The 23503-nt window shown below is 42.4% G+C and carries 10 protein-coding genes; all 10 read right to left on the bottom strand.

The genetic code is table 11. The features are described 5' to 3' along the window. Positions 1 to 94: 94 nt before the first annotated feature. Entirely contained in the window at positions 95 to 5092 is a 4998-nt protein-coding gene (locus tag RMY31_RS31685; protein ID WP_322658441.1) for a non-ribosomal peptide synthetase, read from the bottom strand. Positions 5093 to 5319: 227 nt separating this feature from the next. Further along, on the bottom strand, positions 5320 to 14709 hold the full coding sequence (locus RMY31_RS31680; protein WP_322658442.1) for an SDR family oxidoreductase: 9390 nt from the start codon (positions 14707 to 14709) through the stop codon (positions 5320 to 5322). Between the two features lie 403 nt (positions 14710 to 15112). Beyond that, positions 15113 to 15859, bottom strand: a complete 747-nt coding sequence (locus RMY31_RS31675; RefSeq protein WP_322658443.1) for a 4'-phosphopantetheinyl transferase family protein — start codon at positions 15857 to 15859, stop codon at positions 15113 to 15115. 84 nt (positions 15860 to 15943) lie between these two features. Next, a complete protein-coding gene (locus tag RMY31_RS31670) occupies positions 15944 to 16378 on the bottom strand; it encodes an acyl carrier protein (RefSeq protein WP_322658444.1) in 435 nt (144 codons plus the stop codon). Between the two features lie 45 nt (positions 16379 to 16423). Beyond that, positions 16424 to 17590, bottom strand: coding sequence for an MFS transporter (locus RMY31_RS31665; protein WP_322658445.1), 1167 nt, complete (start codon positions 17588 to 17590; stop codon positions 16424 to 16426). A 118-nt stretch (positions 17591 to 17708) separates the two neighbouring features. Further along, positions 17709 to 18566, bottom strand: coding sequence for a DNA-binding response regulator (locus RMY31_RS31660; RefSeq protein WP_322658446.1), 858 nt, complete (start codon positions 18564 to 18566; stop codon positions 17709 to 17711). A 660-nt stretch (positions 18567 to 19226) separates the two neighbouring features. Next, complete coding sequence (locus RMY31_RS31655) at positions 19227 to 19565, bottom strand: hypothetical protein (protein WP_322658447.1); 339 nt, start codon at positions 19563 to 19565, stop codon at positions 19227 to 19229. Between the two features lie 483 nt (positions 19566 to 20048). Beyond that, entirely contained in the window at positions 20049 to 20792 is a 744-nt protein-coding gene (locus RMY31_RS31650; protein WP_322658448.1) for a DevA family ABC transporter ATP-binding protein, read from the bottom strand. A gap of 112 nt (positions 20793 to 20904) precedes the next feature. Continuing rightward, positions 20905 to 22065: an ABC transporter permease DevC gene (devC, locus tag RMY31_RS31645; RefSeq protein WP_322658449.1), complete on the bottom strand. Its 1161-nt coding sequence runs from the start codon at positions 22063 to 22065 to the stop codon at positions 20905 to 20907. Positions 22066 to 22168: 103 nt separating this feature from the next. Beyond that, entirely contained in the window at positions 22169 to 23458 is a 1290-nt protein-coding gene (locus tag RMY31_RS31640; protein ID WP_322658450.1) for an ABC exporter membrane fusion protein, read from the bottom strand. Between the last annotated feature and the right edge of the window lie 45 nt (positions 23459 to 23503).

Raw genomic sequence — 23503 nt, 5'->3', positions numbered from 1 at the left:
TACCCCTCCCTAACCCTCCCTTTATAAAGGCGAGGGAATCGGATTTTTCTGGTTTCCCCCCTTTATAAGGGGGGAAATATCAATTTGCTATGAATTACACTGTTAACTCTTGCAAACTTGTTTTGCGACTATTTAGACGATTATGACCATTATTTGCAGATACCACAGGTACAGCTGACACCATGTCATTCACTAATTCTAAATATCGTTCGCCCAACCGATTAATAGTTGCTGGTAGATGGAAATTAGTAGAATATTCAATCTCCAATTCTAAGGAACCATTCACAAGAGTAAAGAAGAACTCTAACAAAGTTGTACGTTTTTGTTGGGGAGGAGATAAGCGGCGATCCCAATCTTCGGGAATGAACTCAAATACCTGAGAATTAGGAATAGTACGATTGCCTAAATAATTAGCTCTCACAGGTGTTAAACGAGTATCTGGATACATATAACTGGGTAGCTTATCAGCTAACCAATCAAAAGTAACCCCATTCATCGGTAGCCATTCAAATTGTTGTTTGATTTGCTTAATGATTGGCTCCCATCTGGTTTTTTCTTCAACAGTGATACCCATAGGATAATTAACAGCAAAATTCCCAACACTGTCAAAGAATCTGTGATTATCGCCCAAATCTCTGCCGTGACTGCGATGACTTAATACTACTCCAGGTCTTCCACTCCATTCAGCAAGGAGGCGATATAGAGGAGCAAGTAAAAGATAATAAAGGTTGCAAACATAATACTCCTTGGCTTTGGTTAATAAAATTTCGCTTTGGGGTTTGGGAAGGAGAAATCTTTTTTGAGCAGCAGAAGCCTCGATGTTTTCTCCTTTTTCAAAATCGAAAGGAACTTGAAAAGCAGATTTTTCCGAAGGAAATTGGTACAACCAGTAATAAATGTGCTTCGCCAAATCTCCTTGTGCTTCTTTTTCTGTTAATAGACGCACATAGTCATTGTAGGAAGGCTTGTTGGTTGTTGCCAGATTAATATTATTTGGGTTGCCTAAATTTTGAGTGTAGGTAAACCAAAATTCTTGGAAAACTAAACCGTTGCTCAATAAATCGCCGATTAAGTGATGTCCAATAAATGCCATGTCGTAACATGAATCATTGACCTTAACAACAATTACCTTTAGTAGCGGCCATTGGTCAATTTGCAATTGTTCGCCAGCTTGTTGAATTAAATTACGAATTTCTTCATCTCGTTTTTCAGGTTTTAAATGGCTACCATCGTAGATAACTGCCTTTAATTGTTCAGTTGGCTGAATAATTTTTTGTTGCCATTGACCTGCTTTTTGGACAAAGATTGTGCGTAAAACATCATAGCGTTCTACAATCAAGTTCAGCGTTTGGTTGAAAATATTAAGTTCTAGGGGATGGCGGTACACAAAACGAGTGTAACCAGTCCATTGATAGGGAGGTTCAAAGTATTTCATGACCCAGCGCTGTGCGGGGCCTAAAGGTACGTATTCCTCGGTAGAGACGGTAGAGACGCGATTAATCGCGTCTGTACAAGGGGTTTCGCCGTTGAGGATAGCTGCGATCGCTTGCCGATCCAGTTTGCCGTTATGATTCTTGGGTAAGCTGTCTAGCAATTCTATCCGGTGCGGAATCATGTAATCAGGAACCCAGCGTCCTACGTATTCTTTGAGTTGTTTGCTGTCTACCTGCTGTCCAACGATACCAGCAACTAGCTTTTTCTGTCCCGAACCAGAGTCTAAGGCGACGACAGCCGCTTCTCGAATATCTGGGTGGCTGTTAAGCACATTTTCAATTTCTCCCAGTTCCACACGGAAGCCGCGGATTTTAACTTGATGGTCGATGCGTCCGTGATATTCAAAACTACCATCGGGTAATTGCTTGGCTACATCGCCGGTACGATAGAGATATTTGCTGTTGATGTCTGCAAAGGGGTTAGGACGGAAAGATTGTTCTGTTTTTTCAGGGTTTTTGAGATAACCAAGAGCTAATTGTACGCCACCAATCCACAGTTCTCCTAATTCACCCGGCTTCACGGGTTGCATTTGTTCGTCTAGGAGGACGATATTAACGTTGTCAATTGCTTTGCCAATGGGGATACTGGTTGCATCTCGGACACTACTAGGAATGATATGAGCGGTAACATCTATAGATGCTTCTGTGGGGCCGTAAAGATTTGCTAACCCTACTTTAGTTCCGTGCTTGTCTAACCAACGTTGAATGAAAGAAACCGGTAAGGCTTCACCACTAAACACCAACCAACGCAAGTGAGGAAATGTCCAGGCTTCTTCCTCTAAAGCAGTGACAAACTCTCCAAATAAGGAGGGAACGAAATGCATGATATTAATTTGGGTGTCATGCATCCACTGCACTAAATTCCAAGGATTTCTTACGACTTCTCGCTTCACAGGACAAGCTGTAGCGCCTACCATGAGAGGCCAGAATATTTCCCAAACTGAGATATCAAAGCAACAGGATGTTTTTTGTGCAACTCGTTCCCCAGGCGACAATTGGAAGGCTTTTTGCATCCAGTTGAGGCGGTTCATGTAACCCCGATGATTGAGCATCACTCCCTTGGGACGACCTGTAGAACCGGAGGTGTACAATACTGTCATCAAATCGTCAGGAGTATTGACGCTAGCGGGAGTTAGTTCGGAACTATTAGACCAAGAACTCTTATTAACTTGGGTTAAAGTTGTCCCAGTTAAAGCTTCTCCCTCATCCAAGAATACTAAAGTTGATAGGGGTAACTGTGCTGTCAGACATTCTGTTAATTTTGCATTCAGCTGATGTTCGCTTAATAAAGTTTGAACTTCAGCATGTTCTAGTATGTATTGAATTCGTTCGTTAGGATAAGTAGGATCTAAAGGAACGTAAGCGCCTCCCGCCTTGAGAATACCCAACATTCCCACCCACATCAGATAACCAGGAGCGAGCATTATGCCTACTAAAACACCCGGTTTAACTCCCTGAGTTTTTAAGTAATTCGCAACTTGATTAGAAAGATTATGCAGTTGTTGATAAGTGAGTTTGGTGTTGCCATCAATAACGGCCACTGCATCAGGAGTGCGCTTAACTTGTTCGATAATCTCTAAGTAAGGTATTTCTAATGCTTGGGGAGTGACTGCAGCCGTCGCGGGTATTTCTCCGTGGCTCAGTGTATAGACCATTTCTCGCAAGCTTCTGCAAGATAGTAAAGCCTGACGATTTACCTTACCTAATTGCTTTTCTAATTTAGTAATAATGCGGATTAGTTCTAGCGAATCTAAACCTAAATCTACTACTAAATCTTTATCTAAAGCTGCATCAGTAATAGTGTCATGACAAACTTCTGTGGCTATTTGTTGCAGGATGGACTTGAACTGAGTATCTGTTGCTGATAGCGAAAGTGGCTGAGTAATTTGCTGGGGCTGAATTTGCAAAGTTGCTAGTTCTTCAATATCTGCAATCAATTGTCTGCAAAAAGTATCGATGAGATATTCACTAAAGAAGTTGCTATCATAGCTGGTGTTTAAGTGCAAGCAGTTATCGAATATCTCTACTAATGTGTCTACAGTACCAGCGTTGGTGACGGTAGCTGCTCGGTAATTAAGAATCTTTAGAGAACCATACTCAGGTTTGATGTGGGTTTGCCCCATGTTGGAAAGGAATAAATTCGCTTTCATCCCCATTTGCATCAAACTAGCAGCAGTAGGGGGAATTTTGCCATCTTCGAGGGCTACTTTTTCTCGCAGCCAAATCCCCATTTGACGAGTTTGAGCGTTGTCATGATTTGCTGCTAAATTTGTATGAATTTCTGAATGAATGCCATACAGCAAATTAGACCAATTTTCGTCAGGTGTTGGTGCTTTAAAACTCAGTGCGAGATTTTGAGCAAAACAGCCAATTTCTTTAGGAATATCTACCCCAGGATAGATGCGTCCGCTAGTTGGGACGTTCAATACAACAGATTCTGGTAGCTGACAGAACTTAGCAGCAGTTCGTAAATAAGCACCAACTACTAAAGAATTGAGTGGTAAACGCCAGTCGCGGGTACGGCTAATTAAGTTATCTGTGACTTTGCGGCTGAGGCGGTAGGATAAAGTTCTAATGTTGGTAGAGTTATATTTAACGGTACTGCCTTGCGGGTTCCAGAGGAATTTATCTTTGCCCTGCTTGCTCAAATATTTTTGCAGAGATTGTTCTGCTTGTTGATTTTGCCAAGTGTTGAGCGTATTAGCGATCGCTCGATAATCTGCAACTGCGATCGCAGCAGGTAAAATAGCCTGAGTGCCGTTTAATCTTGCACCATAAATTTCCATGAAGTCGCGTAACACAATTTGGTTACTCAAACCATCAGAAATCAGGTGATGATTGGTGAAAAAGACTTCGTAAACTGCATCTTCGAGTTGAAAGACAAAGAACTTATGCAATGGCCACTGAGAGATATCCCATCTGGAATTGATGCAACGATGAATTTCTTCGTTGATGCGGTAATCTTGAGTTTGGCGATCGCAATTTCTTAAATCGGTAATGGCAATTTCTGGAGGAGTGGGATTATCCAGAACCATTAAGCGATAATCTTTAAAACTAGTTGCTCCAGCGGGAATGGAAAAGTATGCTCTCAGCATGGGATGGCGAGTCAGCAATTCTTCCCAGCTTTGGCGAAAAACTTGGGAGTTGAAAGGCCCGTTCAACCGTAATGTGGAACATAAGCTGCAAGTAGATACAGCCCAGTGGGAAGCTAAGAATATATATTGAGCATCAAGAATGGGGACTTCTTGTGCTGTTTTTTCTTCTATTTGGGGTGAGGAAATAGGAGTAGGTTGAGGTACAGAAATAGTAGCAGAAGATGCGACTGATTCTTGCGTAGCTATCCAAGTTTGACCGAGCTGGAGAACTTCTGCTAAAGTTTGCAGTTGCATTAGTTGTTCCATTGGGACAACTTGCAAAAATTCTGCTTGTTTTTCCTGTGGAACCATTTGAATAAAGCTGTTGAGTAGCTCTACCATTTTGATAGAGTCTAGTCCCATGTCGCTTTCCAGATACATATCTGGTTCTAAGTCTTCGACATCGTGTCCTGTGATTTTGCCGACTAAGGTGAAGATTTGTTGTTGCAAATTGTTAAGGCTCATAATGCTCCAATAAATAGTAGTAAATGTTTATTCAAACAGCGAGTAAGGAGGGATGAAGGGAAACGAACCGCGAAGAACGCAAAGGACGCGAAGATAAGAGATTTAGAGAGTTATTGCGTGTATACCAAAACAAACTTTGCGTTCCTCTGCGTAAACCTCAGCGCGACGGCAGTCGCTACAATGGGGGGAACCCCCACAACGCGCTGCCTCTCCTTTGCGTTTCAATCTTAATTAGTCGTATTCTCAACAGTTTTAGGAGCGAATCCGAATTCTTCAAGTAAAGCTTTGTAGCTAGATTGTCGCTGTTCTGGTGATAGTGCTACTAGATGTTCTATGAGTAGCAAACCTTCAAGTTCTAAAGCTGCTTGCAGTTCCGGTTCGCTATAGTCAATTGGAGCTTTATAAGTTTTTCGCTCGAATGGGTAAGTCGGTAATGGTACTCTCCGCAGTCCTTTGGGGAATAAACCTAGGCTGTTAAACTGAACTCCTGCGGTGTACAATCGAGCGATCGCAGTTAAGAAATTTGCGATTGGCTGATTTTTCTCGAAGTGAATCCAAAGTGTATCGTCTGCAATATTTAATTGCTGTCTGATGTTTGCTTCTCCTAGATATAAATAAGCTCCGGCTTCACTACATGTTTCTCGGCAATGTTCGGTTTTTAATGAACCAGAAACATGTACGAGTGACTGCATTTGTGTTTTGGTGAACTTACCAGATGGTTTGTAAGTTCCTAGTGGGGTTACTAAGGGAGAATTCCAAACTGTTACTAATGGAGCTTCTAATCTTGGTTCTTCGACAGAATTGTTAATCTGCTTTCCTTCTAATTCCGCTAATAATATGAATGCCTCTTTTAAAGAGAACATCGCAGTCAAACAAGCTCCGACTAAGATTCCGACTCCTTCTGTTAATAAAGCGCTGGGTTGAAGTTGCAAAGACATCAACAAGTTACACAAAGCATACTGTATGGCAAAGGTATGGGCTTTTTGTGAAAGGGCGGCGTTACTGTTTAAATCCCAGGTTGATATTGTGCGTCGCCAGAGAAACTCACAATCAGCGTAGGCTTTTCTAAATTCTGGGTAGCGATCGCTTAATATTTTGGCTTCTTCGGGTGTTAAAGTACAGCTACTATCTAAAACTAGATAAGTTGGTGTGGCTTTTTGGGGATTTGAACGATTGATTTGAATGTTTGGCTGGTTTTGCTCTGATAAAATGGCGTTTAAGGAATCCAACAAATGTTGGCGGTTATTCACAACTAACGCTGCTTTGTAAGACAGTTCGCGTTGGGAATTACTGAGCGTTAAGCAGATTTCTGATAATTCTTGTTCTGGATGTTTGCTAATATGCTCGTGTAATTGTTTGACAATTTCTTTGAGAACTTTTTGATTGCGTCCAGTCAAGCACAAAAGATGAGGAGAGGAAGTTTGTTCTGCGGATTTAGCAGATTGTGAAATTGGAGATTGTTCGACAATTAGGTGACAATTTGTGCCGCCAAATCCAAATCCGTTGACTCCGGCGCGTAACAATTCGCCATTGCTTGTCCAAGGTTTACCTTCTCCACCGACTACATATAAAGGTGTATTGGCAAAATCGATATGGGGGTTAGGTTTTTCAAAGCCGACTGTTGGCGGAATATTGCCGTTTTGCATGGCGAGTACGACTTTAATCAAGCTGATAACGCCGGAACCAGCCATTAAGTGACCGATAGAAGATTTGACTGAACCGATACCGCAAAAACCTTTACGGTCGGTGAAATCACGAAAAGCTTTGGTGATGCCCTCGACTTCTACGGGATCGCCTAACATTGTGCCAGTGCCGTGAGTTTCAATGTAGGAGATGGTTTCGGGGTCGATGCCAAACTTATTGTAAGCCTTACGAATCGCTTCAGCTTGACCTTCGGGTTTTGGGGCGGTGATGCCTTGGGAATGTCCGTCGTTGTTGATGGCGGAACCTTTAAGGACAGCGTGAATGTAATCGCCATCTTCTAAGGCTTTGCGTAAGGATTTGAGAACAACTGCGCCTGTACCTTCGCCGACAACCATCCCGTTAGCGCGGCTATCGAATGGGAAACATTCACCTGTGGGAGAAAAAGCTTGGACGCGGCTGAGGAAAGTAAAGGGAGTAGGACTGAGGTTTAGGTTAACGCCACCTGCGATCGCAATGCAAGTATCGCCCGCCCGGATACTCTCACAAGCCAGGTGTATTGCCACTAAAGAAGAGGAACAAGCTGTACCTACTTCTAAACTTGGCCCCATCAGGTCTAAGCAGTGGCTAACTCGCGCCGCAATTTGATTTAACTCGTTCCCAGCGGTTGCTTCGGGGAGGAGTTCGCTAGGTTTGAGAACATCTGAAACCGTATCCAGTAAATTTTTCTGTTCGCTAGGAGTGAGTTGCTTAAACCAAGAAGTCTTGTGCAAACGCCGCTTGAGTACAGTACTGTACTGATAATTAAAGAAGTGTTCTACATAGTTATTTTGGTCGCCACCAACGATTACCGCGATATCTTTTGTCCGGTATTTGCCGCCGTAACCTGCTTGTTGTAAAGCTTGCCAAGCTACTTCCAAAAACACCCGCTGTTGGGGATCCATCGCCGTGGCTTCCCGTGGCGAAATGCCAAAGAACATCGGGTCAAAGTCAAAGGGATTTTCGATAAAGCCACCACGCTTACAATAGGTCGTATGCGGGGCTGTTCCATTCTCCTCATAGTAATCCTCAATTAACCAGCGATCGCTCGGAACTTCTTTAATAAAGGAGCGTTTTTCAGTGAGAAACTGCCAATATTGTTCTAAATTGTCAGCCCCTGGAATTTTACAAGCCATGCCGATAATGGCAATATCTTCTTGTTTAACGTCCATTGCTTTAAAGTTTGATTGTTGTTGAACCATCAAATTATTTGCAGTCTCCTTTTTAGGTGTGCTGACGGGCGTTTCTGGAGTTGCGATCGCAGATGCGCCATACTGTTTTTCTAAATGGTCTGCTAGTTCATCCGGCGTTTGATACTCGAAGAAAAGTGTCGGAGATAATTGGTGTTTGAAAGTTAGACTTAACTGTTTGATAGCTTCTACAGCGCCTAGAGAATCTAATCCCAACTCTTGAAAAGACCTGTATCCTTGTATTTGTTCTTGGGGAATCGTTAGATATTTACTTAATATTTCCAGAACTAGGCGGCGGATATTTTGGGTTTTGGGTTGGGGAGTGGGGATTGGCGACTGGGGTAATTGAACAATTTGATGGTTTTTTGTTTCTTTTTCGAGCAAGTCTACAATGTGAACCACAGGCTCATCTAAGGACAAAGCTTCAATAAAAGCATTTACAGCTTGGTCTACTTCTAGAAGCTTCAACCCTTTAACTTTCGCTAAAATTACTAACGCCTGTCCGCCAATTTTTGCCATTCCCTTGTCGCGCCACAAGGAGAAATTAACCGCAAGTGAATGTCCTGGCGCACCGCGTTGGGCGCGGTATGTTGCATAGTTATCCAGGAAAATATTAGCTGCTGCATAATCTCCTAAGTTAGCTCCCCATTCAGCTTTTGATGCCGCAGCAGAGGAGATGACAGCAAAACATTTTAAAGGTTCGTCTTGGGTGACATTATCTAAGATAATGGTTCCCTCAACTTTCGGAGCAAGTACCTCCGCAACGGTTTCGGGTGTTTTTTGCAACAGCTTGAATCTTGTTTGATCCTGCACCCCAGCAGCGTGGATAACTCCATGTAATTGCCCGAAGCGCTCGCGGATAGTTTCCATCAACTGCTGCATTCCTTCGGCATCTGTAGCATCTACAGCGTGGTACAGTACCGTAGCTCCCAGTCGCTTTAGGTCTTGAATAATCCGGATGCGTTTGCTAGTGCTGTTGTCACCATCATGCAAGTGCCATTCTGCTTTTGGCGGTAGGGGATGACGACCAGTTAGTACTAAATTAATCGGTGCGCGACTCACCATTCCCTTAGCAATTTCTGCGCCGACATCACTCACACCACCAGTAATTAACCAAGTATCTCCCGGTGTTAAGACTGGCTGAAATTCCTTACTAGCCGGAATTTCCATTCTTTCTAAAATCCTGATAAACCGTTGTCCTTGGCGGATAACTACAATTCCTTCTTTGTCAGGTTTGGCTGGCAACTCTTGGAACAAAATTGTAGCTAGTGTTTCTGAAGAGACACTCCCAGGTGTAATATCTACTACTTTTGCTTGAATATTATTGTGTTCTTGAGTCAGTGTTTGGGCTAAGGTTGCTCCCATCGCTTGGTGTAAACCCTGAAGCGTTTCATTTGCAGATGTTACATAAGCACCCTGAGTTAACAGCAGTAAATTGATGGGAGAATTGGCGTAATGTTTGACCAGTGCTTGTCCTAAATACAACACGCTGTACATACCTTCTTGCAGTACAGAATCGTGAGAATCTACAGGCAACCTTGAAATTGCAGCTTGATTGTAATTCCAAAGGTGGATGATAGCTGTAATTGTCAAACCTTGCTGTTTGAAAGCTTGAATCAGCTTTTCATAGTCTTCCGGCGAAGCAGGATTGATAGTGAAGTGTTGTTCTGTTTTTTGTTGGAACTTTTGAGCCGCAGTGACAAAGTAGACAGGGTATTTTTCCGCATCAAACAGCTTTTCAAGGTTTTTGGCAACCATTTGAGCGTCCTTAAAGATGAGGACAGCCCCAGGCGAAATCTCTCCCGTTGCAACTAGCTGCTGAGGTTGCCATTGCCAGCCATAGAAGTATTGTTGAGATGTCCAATTCTGGCTTTGTTTGCCGAGTTCGTCTGTTGTAGTATTCAATTTTGTATTATTTCCTCCGTCGGTTTTAATCCAAAAACGTTGACGCTGAAACGGGTAAGTAGGGAGTGCTAGCTTACTGCGCGTAAAGTCTCGGTCAAATCCAGACCAATCCACATCTACGCCAAGGGTGTATAGTGTTGCCAAACTGTTGAGTAATGATTGCCAGTTGTCTTCTTTTGTTAGAGAAGTCAACCAAGTTCCTACACCTTTCGGTAAACACTGTTTTCCTAGATTTGACAGCGTAGAATTAGGGCCGATTTCCAGAAATAAGTCATAACCTTGACGATGCAGCGTCTCCATCCCGGCTGAAAATCTGACCGCTTCTCGAATATGACGACACCAATAATTCGCGTCAGGAATGTCTTGATTGCTAAGGATTTCGCCTGTCAAATTGGAAACCAAAGGAATACTAGGCGCGTTAAACTTCACAGAGGCGGCAATCTCTTCAAAAGACTCTAGCATCGGGTTCATCAACGGAGAGTGAAAAGCGTGAGAAACTCTCAAAGCTTTGGCAGAAATTTTCTGAGACTCAAATTGTTTCAGTACTTCCTGCACAGCTTCTTTGGTTCCCGAAATCACAGTTTGATTCTGACTATTCACGGTAGCAATAGATACCGTTGCATCATAAGGAGCGATCGCATCCACCACCCGTTGTTCATCAGTCAATACTGCCGCCATCATGCCATTGGGAGGCAATGCCTGCATCAACCCTGCCCTGATGGCAATCAACTTCAGCCCATCTTCTAAACTGAACACCCCAGCAGCACAAGCGGCAGCATATTCCCCGACACTGTGACCGATAACTATATCTGGAACAATTCCCCAAGATTTCCACAGTTCAAAGAGAGCATATTCCAAGGCAAATAAAGCTGGTTGTGTATATGCTGTTTCATTTAACACTGAATTTGTGTTCGACTCAGGGTAAATAACTGACAGTAGAGGTTGCTCTAGATAAGCCCGGAGAATTTCATCACAGCGTTCCAGAGTACGGCGAAAAACTGGTTGAGTTTCGTAGAGTTGCCGTCCCATTCCAGGATACTGAGAACCTTGTCCGGTGAAGAGAAACGCGATTTTACGAGGCTTACTGGTTTCTAGCTGACTGACTAATACCGCAGTTGGTTGAGAATTGGCAAAAGCATTCAGTTGTTCGCTTAACTGTGCAGTTGATTCAGCGATCGCTGCTAAACGATAATCAAAATGCGATCGCCCCGTGTTACTAGTAAAACAAACATCAGCCACAGCAACCTCTGAATTCGTCGCTAAGAATCGCCCATACTTCTGTGCTAACTCCCGCAACGCCTTCTCACTCTTCGCCGAGAGAGTCAGCAAATGCTTAGGACGCTCCCCTGCTCCTCTGCTCCCCTGCTCCCCTGCTCCTCTGCTCACGCCAGTCGCCTCAACGGGGGGAACCCCCGCACGGCGCTGGCTCCCCTGCTCCCCTGCTTCTTCCAAAATCACGTGAGCATTAGTCCCGCCAAACCCAAACGCACTCACACCAGCAAATCGCGGTTCTGTTGTCCATGCCTGGCGTTCGGTAGGAATCGCCAAACAAGTGCCCTCTAACTTGATATGAGGGTTAAGCTGCTGCAAATGTAGATGTGGTGGAATCTCTTGATGCTGTAATGCCAGTACCACTTTAATCAAGCTAGCGATTCCCGATGCAGCTTCCAAGTGACCAATATTAGTTTTTACCGAACCAATCCAGCAAGAACATGACTCATTTCTCCCCTGCATCAGCACTTCCTTGAGAGAATTCACCTCAATGGGATCTCCCAACGGTGTACCAGTACCGTGCGCCTCAACATAGCTAATTTGTCCGGGTTGGACTTGCGCCTTTTCTAAAGCCTGACGCACCACTGCTTGCTGAGAAGGGCCGTTTGGTGCTGTCAGTCCATTACTGCGACCATCTTGGTTAACAGCCGAACCTCTAATAATTCCTAAAATATTGTCTCCATCTCGCTGGGCATCACTGAGACGCTTCAGGACAACAATGCCACAGCCTTCACCGCGAACGTAACCGTTAGCACTAGCATCAAATGTCTTACAGTGCCCATCTGCTGCCATCATTTGAGCTTGGGAAAATGCGATCGTTAATTCAGGAGTCAGGATGAGATTTACTCCACCAGCTAAAGCGAGTTCCGATTCTCCTTGACGCAGACTTTGACAAGCTTGATGCACCGCCACTAGTGAAGAAGAACAAGCTGTATCTACTGCCCAACTCGGCCCGCGCAAATCTAGTAAGTAAGACAAGCGATTCGCGGTAATACTAAACGCCGAACTAGTACCAAAATAAGCATCAGTACCAGCAGGATGGTTAAATTGCAACCGCGCATAATCGTTAGTGCTAATGCCGATAAATACCCCAGTCTGACTGCCTTTTAATTGTTGTGGGGCAATGCCAGCCTTCTCCAGCGCTTCCCAACTGACCTCCAGCACTAGGCGTTGTTGCGGGTCGATACTTTCGGCTTCGCGGGGACTGATACCAAAGAAAGCAGCATCAAAAAGATCCACATCTTCTAAGAATCCGCCCCAACGAGTGTTCATCTTTCCTGGTGTTGCTGGTTGGGCATCGTAAACTTGCTGAATATCCCAGCGATCGCCCGGCACTTCTACAATGGCATCAGTACCATTTTGCAGCAGTTGCCAGAAGGCTTCTGGGTCTTTTGCTCCTGGAAAACGGCAGCCGATACCGATAATTGCGATCGCATCTGAGGATTGAGGATTAGGAGAAAGACTAGAGAATTCTCCCCCGCTCCCCAGCTCCCCCGCTCCCCAGATTCTCTGCTCCCCTGGTTCTGGCTGGGAATTCTCAACAACCACAGCTAAATGTTCAGCCAAAGCGGCAATGGAAGGATAATCATAAATCAGAGTCGGAGAAAGGCTCAACCGCAACCAATCTTCTAGTTCCGTGGAAAGCATCATCGCCGCCAGCGAATCCAAACCGTAGCGTGCAAAAGGTTCTTGAACATCTATGGTTTGAGGTGCAATCTTTAGCTGCTGTGAAATTTTCTCAACTAACCAAGCTTGGATAGTTTCTGCCTGTTTATTCAGTGCCTTTAAAGGACGAGAAGATTCTGCTTTTGCATTAGGAAGTTGGCTACTTGCGGAATGCCACATATCTACAACATCCAGCGTTCCTTCTAGAAACTTAGTTCGACAGGCATGACGCTGAATTTTACCGCTAGAAGTTTTGGGAATACTTGCAGGCTTCAACAGCACCACAGCATAAACTTGAAGTTCGTGTTCTTCTGATACCGCTTGTCGGATAGCCGCCACGACTTCATCGACATTCAGTTTGCGAATGGCAGTCCGCTCAACCTCAGAAGTAACGACGAGTTGCTCTTCGCCATTTAATTCAACAGAAAAAGCCGCCGCGAAACCAATCCGTAAAGCTGGATGACTTTTTACTACTGTCGATTCAATATCTTGGGGATAGTGATTGCGAGCGCGGATAATAATCATGTCTTTAACGCGTCCGGTGACAAACAACTCACCATCCTGCAAACATCCGAAATCACCAGTGCGAAGAAATGGGCCGCTTCCATCTTGCAGATATGCTTGAAATGTTTGTGTTGTTGCTTCTGGTCTTTGCCAATAACCTTGAGCCACGCTGGAACCAGAAACCCAAATTTCTCCGACTTCGTTAGGGGCACATTGCGTCATTGTCTCTGGGTTAGCAATGACAATTTTCGCATCTAGCCAAGAGTGCCCACACCCTACCAAATATCTAATATTCTTTGTATCTGCATTAGCTGGGATAATCCGATTTTGTTCGAGTGCTTCTGCCTCGACTTGACAGTAAATCGGTTCATCTTTGATGTTGCCACCTGAAACCATCAAAGTAGACTCTGCCAAACCATAGCAAGGGTAGAAGAAGTGAGAGCGAAAACCACAAGCTTGAAATTTAGCGGCAAACCGCTCCATTGTTTCTTTGCGAACTGGTTCAGCACCACTGTAGGCATTATGCCAATGACTTAAATCGAGAGATTCTAGTTGTTCTGGAGTGAGATTGCTGCTGGCACAGAGATCGTAGCCAAAGTTGGGACTACCGCAATGGGTTGCTTTGTAGTGCGAAATTGCTTGCAGCCATCGAATCGGTCGCTGCACAAAAGATGCAGGCGGCATCAAAATACACCTAAACCCTGTATACAAAGGTTGCAGATGTCCATCGATCAGACCCATATCATGGAAACCAGGTAGCCAAGATACAGATACGCTGTCAGGGGTCAGATTAAATGCCTGCTTCATGTACTCCAAGTTGTGCAGCAGATTGCCATGACTGACCATGACTCCCTTGGGCGTACCAGTAGAACCCGAAGTATATTGCAGAAAGGCTAAAGTGTTGCTGTTAACTTCCGGTTTTCGCCAGTCTGAGGCTAATTCCTCAGCAATGCTATCGGTAGCAAGTAAATGGATTTTTGCCAGTTCTGTATCTTGTTCAAAGCGTCCTTTAATATTCTCGAACAGAGATTGATTAGTCAGAGCTACCTTTGCTTGGGCATCTGTGATGATTGATTGTAATCTGGTAAGCTTTTGATTTTGTTTGGGTGGATAAGCCGGAACAGCCACTACCCCTGCGTACAAACACCCAAAGAAAGCGGTAATGAATTCCAAACCAGATGGATAGAGTAACAGCGCTCGTTCGCCACTAGCTCCGATAGACTGGAGATGAGCTGCGATCGCTCGTACCTGTCGATCTAATTCTCGGTAAGTTAAACTAGCCGTTTCTATTTCTCCATCCTGTAAAAAGGAAAAGGCTAATCTATCAGGTTGATGTAAAGCCCTATAGCGCAGAAGGTCTACTAACGAAGAAAATTTTAAATATTGAAAGGAAATAGTCATACTATCTTTTCCTTGGTATTAGAAAATAGGGACTGGGGACTGGGGATTGGGAAATAGATATTTTCATTCCCTCTTGGCGTTCAAATTAGTGTGGGTTTCTATCTTAAAATGAAGGTAAAGAAAATAGATTTTTAACCTTCGTTACTAATCTAGTTAGTGAATAACTATTTTGCTAATTATTTAAGTGTAATTTGGCTTAAAATTCTAGTATTTGATTGGCGAATCTTTAAGTTGCAATTATCAGTAACATAGTTAAATTTACGGAATGTGAGATGCATAATCAATGGAAAATCTTTCGGTAATCAGGGATGTATATTAGGGAGTGGGGAGATAGGGGGACGCGGGGGAAGCAGGGGGAAAAATACCACTGACAACTGACCACTGACAACTGACAACTGCCTTCCTACTCCCATTGCCAGCATTTGAGTTGCCAACCGTGTCCTTCGACAGCTAAAGCACCTACATAGCCATAAGCGGGTGTAAACTCTTGGAGTGACCAGCGGGTGACAGTGGAGCGATCGCCTTTGATACTGTAAAGTTGAACTGGTTCGCTGGGAGATAACGAGACATCTAACCGATCCATTGGAAAAAGTAGTCCATAGCCAGTAGCTTTCAAATAAGCTTCTTTGCGAGTCCAACAATTAAAAAATGCTCCTAACTTTTGGTCTTTTGGTAGCTGATGAAAGACGTTTTTTTCGCGTTCTGAAAAACAGCGATCGGCAATTTGCTCGAAGTCAGAAATAGGACGAATATATTCAATATCAACGCCAATTTCACGTTTACGAGTTATAGCATATAAAACAAGTTCATGGGAGTGAGATAAATTAAAACTCAAGATACTCCCACCAGATGTTTCTGCTAAAGTTGGTTTACCATGCTGTCCATAACAAAACTGTAATTGACTGGCATTAGTACCCAAATAAGAACCTAAGATTGTTCTTAGTAAACCGCGCCCAACAATGAAACGTTTTCTGTCTCGTTCCAAATAAAAACGTTCAGATCGAGTGCGTTCGTCTTGTGAAAGCAATTGTGATAATGTCTGAACGCGAGATGTCGATTGGTTGAGGAAAGTACACCAAACATGAACATCTTCGCTTAACAGTGACCAGTTTGTAGGTGGAGAACGCCACAGACAATCAACAGTAATCATGATAATTCGTAATTCGTAATTCGTAATTCGTAATGACGCTCGTTCGCGTAGCGTCTCCCTTTGGGAGAAGGCTCGCTAACGTAATTAAGACACGCAGACACAATCAACTTCCTTGGCTAAATGCTGGGCTAATACTTGAACTGTCGGATATTCATACACCAACTCTAAAGAAAGTCTACGTCCTAGCCAAACTTCTATGGCATATGTCAGACGTAACGCTTCTAGTGATGTAATTCCATAGTATTCAAAGGGGAGATGAATGTTAATCTCACTATGATTAACTAACAGTAGTTTAGAAAGATAGAAAACTAACCAGCCTTGAATTACTTCTTCTGTTTGAAACTGTTTTTGTGAAGGTCGCGCTTCAGAGTTCCCCCTAGACAAAAAGGTTTCATTAGTATTACCTACATTTTGTATCCACTCGATTAGTGTATTTTGACTCTCTGTTAAAAACTTTAGTAAGCCAGTATTTGTCAAAGCATTGGTTACAGATGCCATTTTTGTTTCTAGTCCTTTCATGGTTAAATAATCTCCTTTCGTATTGATGTTTTTTAGATGAATTAATTAATATACTTTTTCCAGATTTTTCAATTCTTTAATTGTGTAAAACACAACTAGAAAAAAAGTAATTGTTGACAAGCTAAAAACTTGATTATTTCCAAAAACTTGCATAGCTATGGAAGAAAGTATCGGCCCCAATGTACATCCAAAACTATAGATAGTTGTGAGTAAGGCACTTCCCGAAGATAATTCATTTCTAGAAAGTTTGTCTCCAATCATTGCTATCGCTAGGGGAAAAACGGGACTTACACTAGCTCCAGCAATAAAGGCAAGTATTTGAGTAGCGATGTTGTTAGTAACTATTGAAAGAGACAAAATAGAAAACAGTGCAAGACATACAGTAATCAAAAGAACCTTTAATCTACCAAAACGGTCTGCTAAATGAGTAATTGGAAGAGTTGCAATTAGACCTCCAACTACAAATACAGCAAATGTCAGACCTATTTGTTCCACACTATAGTTTTGTTGTATTAAATAAACTGGATATAAAGAAACTAAAGTAGATTCAGCAAAACCATAGGCAAATGCACTTTGAAAAGGAAGTTTTAACTTTCTAACAAGTTCTACACGGAAAGAAGCTCGAAAAACAACCGACTTTTCAGGTAAGCCTAACCAAACAACAACTACACCAGTAATAATTAAAAGACTACCTAAAGAAAAAGTCAATTTTGGAGAAAGATTGTAGAGAGATGAACCGATAACCGGGCCGATACCAAATCCAAAAGAAAAAGCTAAAGCATACAAACCATTAGTAATCGCTCGATTACTTTCATGACAGAAGTAATTTAATGCTGTTTGTCCACAAACTAAGTACAAACAACAACCAAAACCCATAACAGCGCGGATGATAAACCATAACGATATTTGTGTCGTCCAAGGAAACAAAGGAGCGCTAAAACCCATCAGTATCAGACCTAGCATCATAGTTTTACGGAGTCCTATTTGATGCAATATTTTTGCTACCAAAGGAGTCCCCAAAGCTATCATGAGAAAATACACTGTAGAGTTAGCGCCTATCCATAGCTCATCAATTTGATTTTGAGCCATAAGCGTTGAAATAAAAGGATTAAACAGCCCTATAGATATACCCGATAAGAAAGCAATAATATACAAGGCTGGTAATCCTGTGGAAAAGGGAGAGGTTGATTTTGCTGAAGTTAAATTTTGCATTATCTTTGTCAAATTAGGAAACGCATACAAACCTATTTTTCTCTTTATGTCTTAGTGTCCCAAATCTTGAACTACTAAGACACAAAGTATTTTCAAGTAATGATAGAAATGGTTGGCTTTAGTTCAAAGAAGGTAAGGCGGAAAAATATCCATCAACTGGCTGTATACGAGATGTGTTTCTCCATTCTTTTGGAGGAAGTTTATGAATCTGGCGAAATAAGCGAATGAAATAACCTGCGTCTGGATATCCCACTTTGTTTGCAATTCGATTGATAGTTTCGTCAGTATTGAGAAGTAAATAACGCGCTTCTGTCATCCGGCGTTCAACAATCCAGTCATGTACCGATCGCTTCGTTTGGCGTTTGACTAAATTAGTCAAGTAAGCATGAGAGTAACCTACTGCTTGGGCTACATTAGAAAGGCTAATTTGCTGATGGTAATTCTCCTCAATATATTGGAAGACTTTACTAAGTCGAGAGTTAGTAGGATAGAAAGTTGCAGTATCGGTGGATTGGGATTTGATTGATGATTGTTGATTTACATACCACTGCTTGAGTGCTGTTTGTTTTTTCAATCGGGCTGCGATCGCTGCTAGTAATTCTTCTACCGTACAAGGTTTAGTAAGATAGTCATCTGCTCCTAAGTTCATACCTTTACGGAGTTCAGACTTGGTAAGTGTAACAGTGAGAAGAATAAAAGGAATAATCGCTGTTACAGGGTCTTGGCGTAGTGTACTGAGAACGCTATAACCATCAAGTTCTGGCATCAGAACATCGCAAAGTACTAAATCAGGCGAACATTCCCGCGCCCGTTGAATACCAACAATGCCATTCTCAGCCCCAATAGGGCAGAAACCTTCAGATTTTAGGCAATTAAGAAAAAGGTTGCGTGTTGGTGTCTCGTCTTCAATCACTAAGATATTTTTCATTGTTTCTCCTGCTAATGACTGATTAACGGACTGAGTTATTAAAGCCATAATTGTTTACTTCTCCCAAAGCAGAATGTTTAAGTTGAAACTGTTATGAACAAGAGTTGGTCAGCCAGTTTATTTGTTAGCAAACAAATAAAAAGAATCGTTTCTACTATGGAAAATCAGGGTTGCAGGAATCCAAGAGATTAATAATTAACTCCTAGCTGGTAAATTTTATTGTTGACTGCGGACAGTTATTTTTAGTAGTTAGTCGCAAATTTACAAATACAGTAGATTGCAAGTTGATGGAGTACACCCCAACTCTCCCCTTGACAAGGAGGTGGGCTAGTGTACTTCACGTAGATGAAAAGCGCTGTACATCTGCCATCTCTCGATTTTTTATAAATAGGGATGACAATGCCTGCAAAAGCTTATCTGCTACATAAACTACATTTATTCGCAAACCTTGTTGTTTATAAGATTGCCAATTTTTGATGATTTACACCAGTAAATATCTAAAATTTAAGACTCAACTTAATGGCAAACCTTTTCTCTATGAGTCAAACTTGTTAAACTATCCAATAAAACTACCCACCCTGTGGCATTACAGTGTGGGTAGTTTCCTTTTAGATATTGATTCGGAATCATTAAAATTCTGAGATTTTTACCTAACAAGTCTATTCACCATGAATATAGATGAAATGCAGATAAATCAAGTAAAAACTATTATTCTCTAAAACTGTCCTTTTCCATCAACTTTGTGATAAGTGCATATAAAACAGAACGCATTGTAACTTGTTTCTGCTTACAGAGAACTTTAAACTGATACTTTAAATTTTTTGGAATGTATCCTTTTATTTCTTCTAATTCATCTTGAACTAAATGACTTGACAATTGAGGAATAGTAGCACCTGTTTGTATCCATTGTTTAATTAAGGTTTCCAATACCTCACTCATTTCTAAATTTTTCTTGACACAGAAAACCTTAAATTGAATTTTTAGCGATTTTGGTATAGTCCCCTTGACTACTGTAAATTCTGTGATTTCGTTGTTAGCCACTGTCATACAAACTTTTTTCTAGATTCTGTTATTGTCACTAAGATAGTGAGATTTCATTTTGATTTTGTATTTTCTGTAAAATTTCATATATAGTCTAATAAAATGGTTAACAATTATACTAAAATAATTACCTTTTATTTAACCTAAAAACTTTTAATCACGTCTTTTTAATTCAACTGCTTTAGTTACTCCTTTCCAAACACAAGAATACGTAATTAAATAACTACAGAGTGTGCAGAGTAATACTTCACGAAGTATGGAAATAAAAAAAGTCATGCCGTAGCGCAAAGAAGTAACTTATTTAGTTATGTTAGAGCATTTGACATTATTAACAACTGAATATCTTAAAGTTAAGAATAAACTTTAGGCGATGTGCAAGAGAGTGGGGACTGGGGAGTACAGACCTGCCATGGCAGGTCTATACAAGAGTTAGGAGTTATTCTCTTTGTCTTTCTTGTCTTCTTATCCCCTGCGTCTTTGCGTTACTAACTAGCTGCTAACATCTACGCCATCGGTCTTTAGCTGACCATCTTCCATATAGATAATGCGATCGGCAATATCGAGAATGCGGTTGTCATGGGTAACTAGCAAAATCGTACAGTTTTGTTCTTTGGCTAGCTTCTGCATCAATTCCACGACATCGCGCCCAGATTTTTTGTCGAGTGCGGCTGTGGGTTCGTCTGCTAAGACAATCTTAGGATGACTGACTAAAGCACGAGCGATCGCCACCCGTTGTTTTTGTCCCCCTGATAAATTCTCTGGGTAGTAATTTACACGCTGTCCCAAACCGACAGTTTCCAGCATGGCGATCGCTTTTGCATTGATATCTTGATTCAAAAACTCATCATGCAACTCTAAGGACATTCGCACATTTTCTTTCGCCGTGAGAAAAGTCATTAGATTATGCGCCTGAAAAATATAGCCAATTTGGCGGCGAAGCTTGGTTAATTGCTGCTTATTAGCTCCACAAATTTCCTGTCCTAAGATTTTTAAACTGCCTGCTTGAGCAGAACGCAGTCCACCCATCAAAGTTAATAAAGTGGTTTTTCCCGATCCGGAGGGGCCAGTCATAATCACGATATCGCCAGCGTTAATCTCTAAATTGATATCGAATAAAACTTGTTTGCGAAGCCCACCCCCACCAAAGTAGTGGTTGAGGTTAGTTACAGAAATCACTGGTTCTACAGCAGAGATTGTTGAGTTAAAAGTTAGTGGTAAATATTCTTGCAACATATGGAGGGGGACAAGGGGGATAATTCTTCACTTCTGCCTTCTGGAGGCAGTGCAGTCTTGGGGTCTCCCCAAATGGAGCAACTGCCGTCCTTCTGACAACTGACTCCTGAAACTAGAAAACGTCGGCTGGGTCGGCGGCTCGTAGTTTTCGCATGGCGATCGCGCCAGAAAAACTACACATGATAATAGTTAAAATTAAGACATGTATTGCCCGTTCTAGCTTCATGGCTAAGGGCAGCATTGTAGCAGTATAGGTGAGCTGATAAAGTCCGACGGAAAGGAAAAATGCCGGCATATAACCCAGCACGGCTAAGAACAATGCTTCTTGGAGTAAGACTACTAGTAAATAGCGATCGCCGTAGCCCATAGCTTTGAGCGTGGCGTATTCTGGCATGTGTTCCGAAACATCGGAGTAAAGGATTTGGTAGACAATAACGATGCCAACAATAAATCCGACTGTTGTACCTAAACCGAAAATAAAACCAATGGCAGTACCAGTTTCCCAATATTGTCTTTCGATTTGGGCAAATGCTTCTGGAATCAGGACTTTGACATCATTGGGTAATCGAGCGGCGAGTTGCGATCGCACTTTTTCGGGATCGGCATCTGGTTTGAGAGTAATTAACCCCACTTCGATGCGATCGGGTTTACGTTCTGGGAATATTTGAAGAAAGGTAGAGTCACTGGTAATCACATTACCATCGGCAGCAAAGGAAGCACCATCGGTAAACAAGGCTTTAACGCTGATGGCTTTATTATTCAGTTCCGTTTCAAAGTTGCCTGTTTTCTTAAAGATATCGCCAACTGCCCCATATTCCGGACGACCTGCTTGGTCAAACAGAACTTGATACAACTGCTTGAGATAATGTTGGTTTTGTTTGGTTTCAGGGGATTTGAATGCGGGTTTCGCTGGATCGATACCCCAAACTAAGATAGCGCGTTCGAGACGCGTTTCGGGATTTCGCCATTGTCCGGTACTGATATAAACAGAATTCACTGACTCAACACCGTCATAAGCTAATGTTTGATACAGTCGCTCTCTAGAAAAGCTTTTGACTGAGAACAGAGTTTGAAGTTGAGGATTAATCAAAACCAAATCTGCTTGCAAATTGCGATGGGGTTTTATGGCTGCATCAAACAGCGCACTTTCAAACCCCAACTGTATAAACATCAGCATATCGGCAAAGGTTATACCTGCAACCGCAACAACCAAACGCGTTTTTTCTTTCATTAACTGCCGCCATGCCAGCGGCGTTTTGCGAAATAGTTTCATATTGGATATTAGTCAATAGTTAGTCGTCAGTTGTTAGGCAAGAGTCAGTAATTATTCTCCGCGTCCCCGTGTCTTTGCGTCCCCGCGTCCTCCCCCAGTCTCTTTACAATTCAATTGCTGTTTGCACTTGCAAGTTGGTAAAACCTGCAACTCGTTTACTATCTGGGGGATTCAGGCGAATTTTTACCTCAACTACTCGGCTATCGAGATTTTCTCCTGGTTGGTTGCTAAAAACGTTTTGTCGATTTACTTGTAAACCAATATGGGAGACGGTTCCTCGTAGTTCGCCAGTAAATGCCTGACTAGTAATCACTGCTTGCTGTCCGAGTTTCACTTTACCAACATCCGTTTGATAAACTTCGGCTACTGCCATCATTTGGTTGGTTTGCGCTACGTCTGCAATGCCAGTAGTACTAATTTTTTCTCCCACTCTTGTATGAATTTTAATTATCTGACCTGCCGTTGGTGCTTTGATATAAGCACCAATCAACTCGGTTTGGGAACGTTTGAGTGTGGCGATCGCATTGTCTACCTCTGTTTTTGATGCCTGCACATCTACCGGACGGACTTCGGCAATACTGGTGAGTGTGGCTTGAGCTTGGCTGACTTGTTTGTTACTAGTGGCATTAATCCGGGTAAGTGCGACTTTAGCTTCGGCAAGTTGTCTCTTTGCAGTAGCGTTAATGCGGTTAAGAATTGCTTTGGCTTCGTCGAGTTGCTGTTTGGCAGTTTCCCAACTCAAGCGCTTCGTGTCAAACGCAGAGTTAGAAACTGCTCCTTCGGAGGATAACTGTTGATAGCGTTGATATTCGGCTTGAGCATTGTTGAGTTCTGCTTCCAGCTTTTTGATTGTTGCCTCTTGAGCTATTTTGTCTCCTAGCCACTGCGCTTCTATGCGAGCGATTGCTTCTGCTTGAGCGGTTTTATCTCCTAGAGATTGTGCTTGTATGCGTTCGATGTTTGCTTGCTGTGCTTGAATTTCTCCGGCTTTTGCACCCGCTTCAACTTGAGCGAGTTTAGCTTGGGCAACCCTAATTTGTTGTTTAGCCTGTAATACAGCAGTTTGTAAGCGATCGCGCGAGTCTAAAATTGCCACAATCTGTCCGGCTTGAACGCGATCGCCTTCTTTTACTGAAATTTGGGCAACGCGATCGCCATCTAAAGCCAAGGGCGCAGACAAGCTAATTACCTCTGCTTCCGGTTCTAGTCGTCCTAATGCTGTTACTTTTTGACTGCTTGGCGTAGTTTTTATTGGCTCAGATGAAGCAGTTTGACCAAATTGCCCAAACTGAGAAATAGCATAAATACCAATTCCACCTGTAATCGCAGTAGCAGCAATTACTAATGCCATTAACCCTTTATTTGTAGGTTTGAGTAACAGCCTTTGACTCATATATTTATCCTCTATTCAAATTTGAATTGTCTTTGTTTCAATCAA

It is taken from the genome of Dendronalium sp. ChiSLP03b (assembly GCF_034531165.2).
GTDB classification, from domain to species: domain Bacteria; phylum Cyanobacteriota; class Cyanobacteriia; order Cyanobacteriales; family Nostocaceae; genus Dendronalium; species Dendronalium minutum.
Note: the sequence above shows the minus strand (reverse complement) of the source record. Positions and strands in the feature narration are given on the sequence as shown.